This is a genomic window from Burkholderia cenocepacia (assembly GCF_014211915.1).
Classification (GTDB): Bacteria; Pseudomonadota; Gammaproteobacteria; order Burkholderiales; family Burkholderiaceae; genus Burkholderia; species Burkholderia orbicola.
This window is the reverse complement of record NZ_CP060041.1, coordinates 40,069-51,818: the sequence shown is the minus strand read 5'-3', so window position 1 is coordinate 51,818 and position 11,750 is coordinate 40,069. Positions and strand designations below refer to the sequence as shown.

Genomic DNA, 11,750 nt, shown 5'->3' with positions numbered 1-11,750 from the left:
GCGAGGTCCTCGGGTTCATCCAGGCGGGCGGGCGCTCACTGCTGCGCGACGACCGATTGGCGGTAGATCACCTTCTCGTAGGGCTGGACTTCACGCTGGCCGTCGGCATCGAACGCGATCGCGCCGGTCACGCCGGTATACGACTTGCCCAATGCCGCGAGCGCCGTGCGAATCTTCGCCGGTTCGATGGATTGCGCGCGGCCGATCGCGGCGGCGGACAACAGCGTCGCGTCGTACGCATAGCTGCCGAACGCCGAGCGCGGGGCCTCGTTGTACGCGGCCTGATAGGCGCTCGCATACGCTTTCGCGCCCGCGCCGAGCGCGGCGACCTCGAGGCCGATCTGGCCTTGCGCGATCTGCGCGGGCGTGTCGCTCGTGCACATCGTCAGATAGATGCCGTACCACGGATGCTGGTTGAGCCGCATCTCGAACGCCTGGCGGTTCAGCGTCGCGGCTTCCTGGCCATAGGCGCTGTAGACGTACGCGTCGGGCTGCGCGCGCGACGCCTGCTCCAGCTCGCGGCGATAGGTCGACTGCCCTTCCGTGTAGAGCACCGTCGACACCACCGTGCCGCCGAGCGCCTCGAAACGCTTCCTGAACTCGCCCGCGATGCCCTGGCCATAGCCGTTGTTCGGCGCGATCAGTGCGATGCGGCGCAGCTTGCGGGCATACACGTCCTGCGCGGCGAAGCGCGCGGACAGGTCGTCCAGCCCGATCACGCTGAACGAGCCCGCGCCGATCTTGCGCACTTGCTGACTCGACGAGCCGATGTTGATGTGCACGTCGCCCTGACGCACCAGGAACTGCCCGACCGGAATCGTCACCGACGACGAGAATTCGCCGAGCACGACCGGCACGTGCTCGACGGTCGCGAGCTTGCGCGCGGCGTCGAGCGCGGTATTGGCCGAGCCGCCCGAATCCTCGATGCGCACGGCGAGCTTCTGGCCCAGCACGCCGCCTTTCGCATTGATCTGCGCGACGGCGAGCTCGATGCCGCGGCGCTGGTCTTCGCCGATGGACGCACTCGCGCCGGTCAGCGGCAGCACCGCGCCCACGCTCACGTCGGCATGCGCAGCCCCCGACGCAACCGCACCGAGCGCGATCCAGATACCGACACTCCACTGACTTGCCTTCATCTTCGTTCTCCCGTCGCATGGTCGGCCGCACGGTTGGCGGCATGGTTTGATATACAGAAGTGTCGACAGAATCACAGATCAAAAATCGTTTGCAAATAAATTTTCGAGTTGCGGTGAAGAATCGCAAAAGCCCTGTGAGTGACGGAAAAATCGCCCTTTTTTCATGCATTTATGCACGCAGATAAAGATCGCGAATAGCCGTGGTGCACGCGCGCTCCAATGTGGAGCAATCGAGAATATTTCTGAAAAAAGTGTATACAGAGGTGAATTGCAGTGCTTAAATCTGCCCAACTCGACACGGCCTCGGAGGGCAGTCAGATGGTGGAGATCAAGCGATACGGCGTAGGTGAACGGATGAGCCAGCTGGTGGTCGCGGGCGGGCTGGCTTTCGTCGCGGGCCAGGTGGCGGACGACACGTCGCTCGACGTGGCCGGACAGACCCGTCAGATTCTCGACAAGATCGACCGGCTGCTCGAAGGCGTGGGGCTCGACAAGCGCCGGATCGTATCCGCGAGCATCTGGCTGGCCGACTATCGCAGCTTCGCCGAGATGAACAGTGTGTGGGACGCGTGGGTGCCGCAGGGCGACGCACCGGCACGCGCGTGCGTCGAATCGAAGCTCGCGTTTCCCCAGTACACGGTCGAGATCGCGGCGATTGCCGCGAGCTAGTACAGGAGAACCGGACGATGAAGACGATCGTGCTCGGCGGCGGCATCGTCGGCGTGACCACTGCATATTTTCTCGCGAAGGCCGGCGACGAGGTGACGGTGATCGAGCGTCGCGACGGCGTCGCGCTCGAAACCAGCTTCGCGAATGCGGGGTTGATCGCGCCTGGCCATTCGTATACCTGGGCGTCGCCGCGCGCACCGAAGATCCTCTTCAAGTCGCTGTTTGCCGACGGCCAGGCGCTGCGGCTCAAATGGACGCCCGACTGGCGCATGTGGGCCTGGTGCGCGCTGTTCCTGCAGAACTGCACGGCCGAGCGCTCGCGCCGCAACACGTCGATCAAGGTGCGGCTGTGCCGTTATGCGCAGCAGCGGCTTCAGCAGGCGACGCACGACGAACGGCTCGAGTACGACCGCACGAGCGGCGGGCTGTTGTACCTGTATCGCGATCCGGCGTCGTTCGAGCGCGGTGTCGCGAACATGCGGATTCTGACCGACAACGGTCTGCCGCTCGACATCCTCGATGCGCGGGCCACCGTCGAACGCGAGCCGGCGCTGCGCCACGCGGCGGCCGGGATCGCGGGTGCGATCCATTGCCCGAGCGACGAGAGCGGCGACGCGCATCTGTTCACCCGTGCGCTCGCCGAGCGCTGCCGTGCGCTCGGCGTCGAATTTCGCTTCGGCACGTCGATCGACGGCGTGCGCGCGAGCGCCGACGCGATCGACTACGTCGAGACGTCGCAGGGCCGCGTGAGCGGCGATCGTTACGTGCTCGCGCTCGGCGCGTATTCGCCGGGCGTCGCGCGCGCGCTCGGCTACCGGCTGCCGATCTATCCGGTCAAGGGGTACTCGGTCACGCTGCCGATCGGCGCTACCCACGAGCCGCCGGCGCTCGGCGGCGTCGAGGAGAACCAGCTCGTCGCCTGGGCGCGCTTCGGCGACCGGCTGCGGCTGACCGCGACCGCCGAATTCAGCGGCTACGACACCACGCATTCGCCGGGCGATTTCGCGCACATGCTCGCGACCGCGCGGGCACTGTTCCCGAACGGCGCCGACTACGCGAAGCCGTCGTACTGGGCCGGGCTGCGGCCGATGACGCCGGAGGGTACGCCGATCATCGGTGCATCCCGGCACCGCAACCTGTTTTTCAACACCGGCCACGGCCATATGGGCTGGACCATGTCGTGCGGCACCGCGAAGATCGTGGCGGATCTGATCCACGGCAAGCGGCCCGACATCGACATCACCGGGATGACCCTGCAATGAGCGAACTTCTCTCTACCCCCCAGACGTCCGATCCGGGCGTCGGCGCCGGCCCGGCGCGCGATGCGTACGCCCGCTTCGATTTCTCGCTCGACGCCGGCATCGCGCGGCGCGCGGCGATCGGCCTCGTCGTGCTGGCGACCGATCATACGATCGAATACGAGTGGCGACGTCTGCTCGCCATCGATGGCGTCGCGTTCTACGAAAGCCGGATCGCGAATTCGGCCGAGATCACGGCCGAAACGCTCGCGCGGATGGACGGCGGCATCTGCGCGGCGGTCGAGTTGATCCGGCCGGGCGAGCGCCTCGACGTCGTGGCGTTCGGCTGCACGTCGGCGTCGATGGTGCTTGGCGAGGAGCGTGTGTTCGAGCGCATTCGCGAGGCGCGGCCCGGCGTCGCGTGCACCACGCCGATTACCGCGGCACGCGTCGCGCTGACGGCGCTCGGTGCGCGCGGCGTCGCGCTGCTGACGCCATACGAGCGCACGATCAACGATGCGATGGCCGCATACCTGCGCGCGCGCGGCGTCGATATCGTGCGGGTGGGCTCGTTCGAGCACCGCGACGACAACGAGGTCGCCCGGATCGAGCGCGCGTCGATCGAGCACGCGGTGTTGACGCTCGCCGCCGATCCGGCCGTCGATGCGGTATTCGTGTCGTGCACGAGCCTGCGCATCGTCGATGCGCTGGCCGACATCGAGGCGCGGGCGGGCAAACCCGTGCTGTCGAGCAATCACGCGCTCGCATGGCACGCGCTGCGGCTCGCGGGCGTCGACGATCCCGTGCCGGGCTTCGGCAGCCTGCTGATGCGCTGATCCATGGCTCGTGCAGGTAAAAAGACGCGCGCGGGCAAATTGCCGATGGATAATGACGCGCGGTGACAACAGGTGGAACCAGGAGACGAGATGTCGACTTCCGTTATGGCTGGCCGGGAGACCGCGGCGCCCACGCGCACGGGCCTCACGGTCAACGAGATTTACGAGCAGTTGAAACAGATGGCCGTGCTGTACGAGATCCGGCCGGGCGAACGGTTCAACGAGCTGGAGCTTGCCGAGCGCTTCAACGTCAGTCGTACGCCGATTCGCGAGGCGCTGAACCGGCTCGTTGCCGAAAATTTGCTGGTGTTCGTGCCGAACCGCGGTTTCTTCATTCGGGAACTGGAGGGGAAGGATGTGTTCGATCTGTTCGAATTGCGTCGCTCGATCGAGACGACCGCGGTGATGCTCGCCTGCGAGCGTGCGTCGGACAACGACATCAAGGCGCTGCGTCGCTTCTGGAAGCAGGTGATGAAGAATGCCGCGCGGATGTCGTCGGCCGAGCTGGTCGTCAAGGACGAGCAGTTTCACCTGGAGCTCGCCGCGTTGTCGGGCAATGCCGAGATCGGCCGGGTGCTGCAAGGGATCAACGCGCGGATTCACTACGTGCGCTGGGTCGACGTCGATCAGCGACGCAACGAGGCGTTTACCGAGCATCTCGAGATTCTCGATGCGCTCGCCGAACGCGATGCGGCGCGCTGCACGACGCTGACGGACACGCATATCCGCTGGCGGATGGAGGAGATCACGCGCGTCGTCCAGGCGAGCGTCGTCAAGCTGTACGCAAAATAAGGAAAGACCGGCTGCAGTGCGTGCGACGCTCGCGTGCCGCACGCGAACGGGCAGGACCGGCCGGTCGACGAGACAAGCAGTCGTGCAAAGGAGGACGGGCCGCCCGGATCGACCGGCGCGGCGCATCGCTACCTGATCGTCACGAGGTGCCGTCATGCCACACGGTACGTTGGTCACGCTGTACAAACCCTCCGCCGCGCAGATCGAGCATTTGCTGACCTTGCCCGCGAAAAGCCCCGCCGTCGTCGCGGTCGACAATTCGCCCGGCGCCGATCCCGCGCTGTACGCACGGCTCGCCGCGGGCGGCGTCGACGTGATCCCGAATCACAATCGCGGCGGTATCGCCGGTGCGTTCAACGCCGGCGTCGAATTCCTGATCGGCCGCGGCTGCGACGTCTTCTTCATCTTCGACCAGGATTCGCAGGTTCCGGACGACTATTTCGATCGCATGCTGGCCGGCTGCGCGCGGGTGGGCGACAGCCGCTTCCTGGTCGGCCCGCGGATCTTCAACCGCAATTTCCAGCGCGACCTGCCGTTGTTCACGGTGCGCCGCTGGTCCGCGCAGATCACGCCGATCCACGGCGGCGCGCACGGCCTGCTGTCGTGCTCGGTCATCATCTCGTCGGGCACCGCGATCTCGCTCGACGCGTATCGTGCGCTCGGCCGCTTCCGCGAGGACTTCTTCATCGACCACGTCGACGCGGAATACTGCATGCGCGCGCAGGCGCACGGCGTACCGGTGTGCGTGAATGCCGACGTGTCGCTGCCCCACGAACTCGGCAGCCCGTCCGCGCAGCAGCACTGGCCGCGCGTCGAGATCTTCGATCAGAGCGCGCTGCGCCACTACTATGCGGCGCGCAACTGCATCCTCGTCGCGCGCGACTACTGGCGGCGCTATCCGGCGATGCTGCTGATCAATCTCATCACGCTCAAGCACGTCGCGTTCGTGCTGCTGCATGCGCGCAACAAGCGGCTGAAGCTGAAGGCGATCTATTGCGGCGTGACGGACGGGTTGCGAGGGCGGTACGGCCGCGTGTGACGCGTGATTTATCGCGGTATCGGCGCACGACGAACGCGCCATACAATTCGGATCACTGATTATAAGAGAGGATTCCAGATGAGCTTGCCTACGCCGATTCACCGCCGCTATACGGGCGCGTTCTCAGTCGCGCCGACGATCTTCACCGAGTCGGGCGAGATCGACATGCCGGGCCAGAAGCGCTGTGTCGACTTCATCATCGACGCGGGAGCGGACGGCCTGTGCATCCTGGCGAACTACTCGGAGCAGTTTTCGTTGACCGACGACGAGCGCGAGCGGCTCATCGCCGCGATCCTCGAGCACGTGGCGGGGCGCGTGCCGGTGATCGTGACGACCACGCATTTCAGTCCGGCGATCTGCGCGGCGCGCAGCCGCGCCGCGCAGGCGGCCGGTGCGTCGATGGTGATGGTGATGCCGCCGTACCACGGCGCGACGATTCGTTGCGGCGAGGCGGCGATCGAGCAGTTCTATGCGGAGCTTTCCGACGCGATCGCGATTCCGATCATGTACCAGGATGCGCCGATGAGCGGCACGCAGGTATCGGCCGCGTTTCTGGCGCGCATCGCGCATACGATTCCGAATCTGCGCTATTTCAAGATCGAGGTGCCGCAGTCCGCGGCGAAGCTGCGCGAACTGATCGCGCTCGGCGGCGACGCGATCGAGGGGCCGTTCGACGGCGAGGAAGCAATCACGCTGCTCGCCGATCTCGATGCGGGCGCGACCGGCAGCATCCTCGGCGGCGGTTATCCGGACGGGCTGCGGCCGATTCTCGCCGCGTATCTCGCCGGGCAGCGCGACGAGGCGGTCGCCCAGTACGAGCAATGGCTGCCGTTGATCAATTACGAGAATCGTCAGGCCGGCCTGCTGGCGGCGAAGGCGCTGATGAAGGAGGGCGGCGTGATCGCATCGGACGCGCCGCGCCGTCCGCTCGCGCCGCTGCATCCGGCCACGCGCGCGGGCCTGATCGAGATCGCGCGACGGCTCGACGCGCTGGTGCTGCGCTGGGCACGCTGACGCGACCGCCTCGCAGCACGACCTTGCGATTTCCGCCGGGGTCCGTGCGCACGACGCGTACGCGTGGCCGCCGTACTCGATGACACAACCAAGGAACCCGAAGAATGAGCATGCCGACGATACGCGCGGTCCGCGCGCTGACGGTGCGTGGTGGCGGTGCCGACTACCACGATCAGGATGCCGGTCACTGGATCGACGACCACATCGCGACGCCGATGTCGCGCTACCCCGAATACCGGCAAAGCCGCCAGTCGTTCGGCATCAACGTGCTCGGCACGCTCGTGATCGAGGTCGAGGCCAGCGACGGCACGGTCGGCTTTGCGGTGACGACCGGCGGCGAGATCGGCGCGTTCATCGTCGAGCGGCATCTCGCGCGCTTCATCGAAGGGCAGCGCGTGACCGACATCGAGAAGATGTGGGATCAGATGTTCCATGCGACGCTGTACTACGGGCGCAAGGGTGTCGTGCTCAATGCGATCTCCGGCGTCGATCTCGCGCTGTGGGATCTGCTCGCCAAGGTCCGGCGGGAGCCCGTGCACCAGTTGCTCGGCGGCAAGGTGCGCGACGAGCTCGAGTTCTACGCGACCGGCGCCCGGCCCGATCTCGCGAAGGAGATGGGCTTCATCGGCGGCAAGCTGCCGCTGCATCACGGCCCGGCCGAGGGAGAGGCCGGCCTGCGCCGCAATCTCGACGCGCTTGCCGACATGCGTTCGCGTGTCGGCGCCGATTTCTGGCTGATGCTCGACTGCTGGATGAGTCTCGACGTGCCGTATGCGACGCGGCTCGCGCACGAAGCGCACGCGCTCGGCCTGAAATGGATCGAGGAATGCCTGCCGCCCGACGACTATTGGGGCTATGCGAAGCTGCGCCGCGACGTGCCGCGCGGCATGCTCGTCACGACCGGCGAGCACGAGGCGAGCCGCTGGGGCTTCCGGATGCTGCTGGAGATGGAGTGCTGCGACATCATTCAGCCGGACGTGGGCTGGTGCGGCGGGCTCACCGAGCTGATCCGGATCTCGGCGCTCGCCGACGCGCGCGGCGTGCTGGTGATTCCGCACGGCTCGTCGGTCTACAGCTATCACTTCGTCACGACGCGCCACAACAGCCCGTTCGCCGAATTCCTGATGATGGCGCCGCAGGCGGATCGCGTCGTGCCGATGTTCGATCCGCTGCTGCTCGACGAACCGGTGCCGGTCGGCGGGCGGATGAAGGTGCCCGACACGCCCGGCTTCGGCGTGCGCCTGAATCCGGACGTGCGCATGCAGCGTCCGTACGAACACTGAGCGCGCGAATGCGTGCATCCGCATCGTGATGTGGCCGGCTCGAACGGCGCGGCAGCCGCTGCGGCGCGCGCGATGGTCGAGGCAGAGGAGGGCGCAATGACGAAGTTGCTCGAAGACAGGATCGTCGTCGTGACGGGTGGATCGCGCGGGATCGGCCGTGCGATCGCGCTGGCGTGTGCTCGGCATGGCGCCGACATCGTCGTCAATTACTGGACGAATCCGTTGCTGCCCGCGCAGGCCGGGCACGAGATCGACGCGCTCGTCGACGCGATCCGCGCGACGGGGCGCGACGCGCTGGCCGTGCCGGGCGACGTCGCGCAGCCCGACACGGCCAGCGCGCTGGTCGCGGCCGCAGTCGAGCGATTCGGCCGGATCGACGTGCTGGCGAGCAATGCCGGAATCTGCCCGTTCCACGGCTTCCTGGACTTGCCGCCCGAGCTGCTGCAACGAACGATGGAAGTGAACCTGCACGGCGCGTTCTACATGACCCAGGCCGTCGCCCGGCAAATGGCCGCGCAAGGGCGCGGCGGCGCGATCGTCGCGACCAGCTCGATCAGCGCGCTGGTCGGCGGCGGCATGCAGACGCACTACACGCCGACCAAGGCTGGCGTCCATGCGCTGATGCAGTCGTGCGCGGTCGCGCTCGCGCCGCACCGGATTCGCTGCAATTCGGTGCTGCCCGGCACGATCCGGACCGAAATCAACGACGACGATCTCGCCGCGCCCGGCAAGACCGAGTACTTCGAGCGCAGGATTCCGCTCGGTCGCCTCGGCGAGCCGGACGACGTCGCCGACTGCGTCGTGTTTCTCGCGTCCGACATGGCGCGCTACGTGAACGGCGCCGCGCTGCTCGTCGACGGCGGCATGTACGTGAACCTTCAGTGAAACGACGACGCATGACCATGGAAACGATCGCCTTCAGGATGCGCCTGCAACCCGGCAAGCGGGACGAATACCGGCGCCGGCACGATGCGATCTGGCCGGAACTCGCCGACGCGCTTCGCGCGGCGGGTATCTCGGACTACTGGATCTTTCTCGACGATGACACCCATCACCTGTTCGCCGTGCTCAAACGGCCGGCCGATCACCGGATCGCGCAACTCGCCGAAACGGACGTGATGCGTCGCTGGTGGGCGTACATGGCCGATCTGATGGCGACCGGGCCGGACGGGCGCCCGGTCGAGAAAGCGCTGGAGCCGATGTTTCATCTGGAATGAGGCCGGCCGCTCGACGGGCGGCCACGTTCGACGTGTGCCGACCCGTTGCAGCGGATCATCGTGTCGCATCAACTCATGGAGCCCACATGCAGGTTGTCGATCCCCATGTCCATTTCTGGGACGCCGACGCGCTGAGCTACGGCTGGCTCGATCGCGCCCAACCGGCGTTCTCGGGCGCGGTGGCGGAATTGCCGCGCCGGTACCAGCCCGCGGATCTGCGCGCGGACGCCGGCGCGGATATCGACGTGCTGAAGGTCGTGCATGTCGAGGCGATCCACGATGCGTGGACGACGCCGAGCGAAGTCGACTGGCTGCAGGCGCTTGCCGATGCGCCGGCGAGCGGCGGGATGCCGGACGGCATCGTCGCGGGCGTCGACCTGTTCGCGCCGGACGCACGCATCCGGCTCGCCGGCGCGGCGGCGCATCCGAACGTGCGCGGCATCCGGCAGGTGTTGAACCGGCATCCGGACCCCTGGTACAACTACGTCGACGTGGATTATCTGGCCGAGCCGCGCTGGCGAGAGAACTTCGGGATGCTGAGCGAGTTCGGTTTGTCGTTCGACCTGCAGCTGTACCCTGCCCAGGTCGGCGCCGCGCTTGCCGTCATCGATGCGCACCCCGACACGCCCGTGATCGTCAATCACACGGGCATGTTCGTCGACCGAAGCAGCGTGCACGGCTGGCGCGAATGGCGCGACGGACTGCGCGGGCTCGCGCGGCGGGCGAACGTGACGATGAAGCTGTCCGGGCTCGCGATGTTCGACCATCGCTGGACGGTCGAAAGTTTCCGCCCGTACGTGCTCGAGGCCATCGACGTGTTCGGCGTGGCGCGCTGCATGTTCGCGTCGAACTTCCCGGTCGATCGGCTCCATGCCGGCTATCGGGCGCTGTGGCACGCTTATGCGGCGATCGTCGCGGGCGCCGGCGACGATGAGCGCGACGCGCTGTTCGTCCGCAATGCACTGCGAATTTACCGATTGTGAGCCGCGTGCCACCGTGGACGTCAACGGATGTGCACTCCGCGCGTCGCCGGTCGGCGTGATTCGCACCGCGCCGCAACGTACGCTTGCGCCGGCGCCGACGGGCCACGAGCAGCAGTGCGGCTGGCGCGATCGATGCGGTTGTATCGGCGCCGGCCACACTGCGCGCCGTCGAGCGGCGCGGGCCGGCGCCGCCCAGGAACCTGCTCGCTTCAACCGCGCAGCGCGGTCGCGACGACGCTCGCCAACGGCGTCGTGGGTCGACCGATCAGTCGCGCGAGGGCGCCGCCATCGTCGAACAGCGCACCGCGCGACGCGGCCACGTCGGCGTCGGCCAGGACGCCGGCAAACTCGGGCGGCAGCCCGGCGCTCGTCAGCGCGTCGGCATAAGCGTCCTGCGCGAGATCGTTGTACACGACGGTCTTGCCGGATTGCCGCGAAACCTCGGCAGCCAGTTGCGTGAGCGTGAACGCATCGTCCGCCGCCAGTTCATACGTTTTTCCTGCATGGCCGTCCGTCGCCAGTGCCACGGCCGCGGCCGCCGCATAGTCCTTGCGCGCGGCGGAAGAGAAGCGCCCGTCCTTCGCGGCCCCGATGAACGCGCCGTGCTCGAGCGCCGCGGGGAGGGCCATCAGATGATTCTCGGTGTACCAGCCATTGCGAAGGATGACGGCGGGAAGGCCGGCGGCCGCGATGATTTCTTCCGTCTGCCGGTGCTCGATCGCGAGTCGGGCGGGCGAGGTGTCGGCGTGCAGCATGCTCGTATAGGCGAGCAGCGAGACTTCCGCCCGCCGGGCCGCGTCGATCACCGCGCGATGCAGCGGCAGGCGCCCGGCGACTTCGGTCGACGAGATCAGCAGGAGTTTGTCGACCCCGACGAACGCGCTGGCGAGCGTTTCAGGCCGCGTGTAGTCGGCCTCGCGCACCACCACGCCGCGCGCCTCGAGGTCGCGTGCCTTCGCGGGATTCCTGACCGCCGCGACGATCCGGCTGGCTGGCACGGTTTCAAGCAAGGCATCGATCACAAGGCGCCCGAGTTGCCCGGATGCTCCCGTTATTGCATACATGTTCATTCTCTCCGTGAATCGGTGGGTGAGGCTCCCAGTGTAGGGATGAAGGTTTCCATTGGAAACCATCTATCCATCGGTTACCATCATTTTCAAGTAACCAAATGGAAACCATCCCGGGACGACGATGGGCTTGAGAATGCGAAAGAAGGTGGAGCCGCTTCCCGGCTGCCCGATGTCGAAATGCATGGCGCTGATCGGCGGCCTGTGGACGCCCGAACTGATCTGGTGCCTGAGCAATGGCCCGCGTCGGTTTTCGGAGTTGCGGCGCGACAACCCGACCATCACCGCGAAGGTGCTGACCGGCAGGCTGCGTGATCTCGAGGAGCGGGGCGTGATCCGGCGAAGCGTGTTGCCGACGTCGCCACCGTCGGTGGAATACGAGTTGACGTCGCTGGGCCAGGAACTGCTGCCGGCGATTACGTCGATCGTGGAGGTCGGGTCGCGCCTGCTGCTTCGCGACCGGCCCCGCTAGCCAT

At 66.9% G+C, this 11,750-nt stretch carries 13 protein-coding genes; 11 read left to right on the top strand and 2 right to left on the bottom strand.

Annotation, left to right across the window (positions count from 1 at the left end; genetic code table 11):
- Positions 1-35: 35 nt before the first annotated feature.
- The gene (locus SY91_RS29500; protein WP_043886349.1) at positions 36-1,136 is read right to left on the bottom strand and encodes an ABC transporter substrate-binding protein; all 1,101 of its coding nucleotides are present in this window, start codon (positions 1,134-1,136) and stop codon (positions 36-38) included.
- Positions 1,137-1,454: 318 nt separating this feature from the next.
- Here SY91_RS29500 and SY91_RS29495 point away from each other — a divergent pair, with 318 nt between their 5' ends.
- The 10 genes from SY91_RS29495 (at position 1,455) to SY91_RS29450 (ending at position 10,207) form a co-directional block, all read left to right on the top strand.
- Positions 1,455-1,805 (top strand): RidA family protein, encoded by a 351-nt coding sequence (locus SY91_RS29495; RefSeq protein ID WP_012336771.1) that lies wholly within the window; start codon positions 1,455-1,457, stop codon positions 1,803-1,805.
- 17 nt (positions 1,806-1,822) lie between these two features.
- On the top strand, positions 1,823-3,067 hold the full coding sequence (locus SY91_RS29490; RefSeq protein WP_023474539.1) for a D-amino acid dehydrogenase: 1,245 nt from the start codon (positions 1,823-1,825) through the stop codon (positions 3,065-3,067).
- Positions 3,064-3,879, top strand: a complete 816-nt coding sequence (locus SY91_RS29485) for an aspartate/glutamate racemase family protein (protein WP_023474538.1) — start codon at positions 3,064-3,066, stop codon at positions 3,877-3,879. The genes SY91_RS29490 and SY91_RS29485 overlap by 4 nt, the downstream gene beginning before the upstream one ends.
- A gap of 90 nt (positions 3,880-3,969) precedes the next feature.
- Positions 3,970-4,671, top strand: a complete 702-nt coding sequence (locus SY91_RS29480) for a GntR family transcriptional regulator (RefSeq protein WP_011549803.1) — start codon at positions 3,970-3,972, stop codon at positions 4,669-4,671.
- A 154-nt stretch (positions 4,672-4,825) separates the two neighbouring features.
- Complete coding sequence (locus SY91_RS29475; RefSeq protein ID WP_023474537.1) at positions 4,826-5,710, top strand: glycosyltransferase family 2 protein; 885 nt, start codon at positions 4,826-4,828, stop codon at positions 5,708-5,710.
- Between the two features lie 78 nt (positions 5,711-5,788).
- Positions 5,789-6,724 (top strand): dihydrodipicolinate synthase family protein, encoded by a 936-nt coding sequence (locus SY91_RS29470; RefSeq protein ID WP_043886348.1) that lies wholly within the window; start codon positions 5,789-5,791, stop codon positions 6,722-6,724.
- A 104-nt stretch (positions 6,725-6,828) separates the two neighbouring features.
- Positions 6,829-8,007, top strand: coding sequence for an L-rhamnonate dehydratase (gene rhmD, locus SY91_RS29465; RefSeq protein WP_023474535.1), 1,179 nt, complete (start codon positions 6,829-6,831; stop codon positions 8,005-8,007).
- A gap of 96 nt (positions 8,008-8,103) precedes the next feature.
- Positions 8,104-8,892 carry an SDR family NAD(P)-dependent oxidoreductase gene (locus SY91_RS29460; RefSeq protein ID WP_043886367.1) on the top strand — a complete coding sequence of 263 codons (789 nt, stop codon included), beginning with the start codon at positions 8,104-8,106 and terminating at the stop codon, positions 8,890-8,892.
- Positions 8,893-8,909: 17 nt separating this feature from the next.
- Entirely contained in the window at positions 8,910-9,224 is a 315-nt protein-coding gene (gene rhaM / locus SY91_RS29455) for an L-rhamnose mutarotase (RefSeq protein WP_023474533.1), read from the top strand.
- A gap of 86 nt (positions 9,225-9,310) precedes the next feature.
- Entirely contained in the window at positions 9,311-10,207 is an 897-nt protein-coding gene (locus tag SY91_RS29450; RefSeq protein ID WP_023474532.1) for an amidohydrolase family protein, read from the top strand.
- A 209-nt stretch (positions 10,208-10,416) separates the two neighbouring features.
- Here the strand turns inward: SY91_RS29450 and SY91_RS29445 are convergent, their stop codons facing one another.
- Complete coding sequence (locus tag SY91_RS29445) at positions 10,417-11,271, bottom strand: SDR family oxidoreductase (protein WP_043886366.1); 855 nt, start codon at positions 11,269-11,271, stop codon at positions 10,417-10,419.
- 139 nt (positions 11,272-11,410) lie between these two features.
- Here SY91_RS29445 and SY91_RS29440 point away from each other — a divergent pair, with 139 nt between their 5' ends.
- On the top strand, positions 11,411-11,746 hold the full coding sequence (locus SY91_RS29440) for a winged helix-turn-helix transcriptional regulator (protein ID WP_023474530.1): 336 nt from the start codon (positions 11,411-11,413) through the stop codon (positions 11,744-11,746).
- Positions 11,747-11,750: the final 4 nt, after the last annotated feature.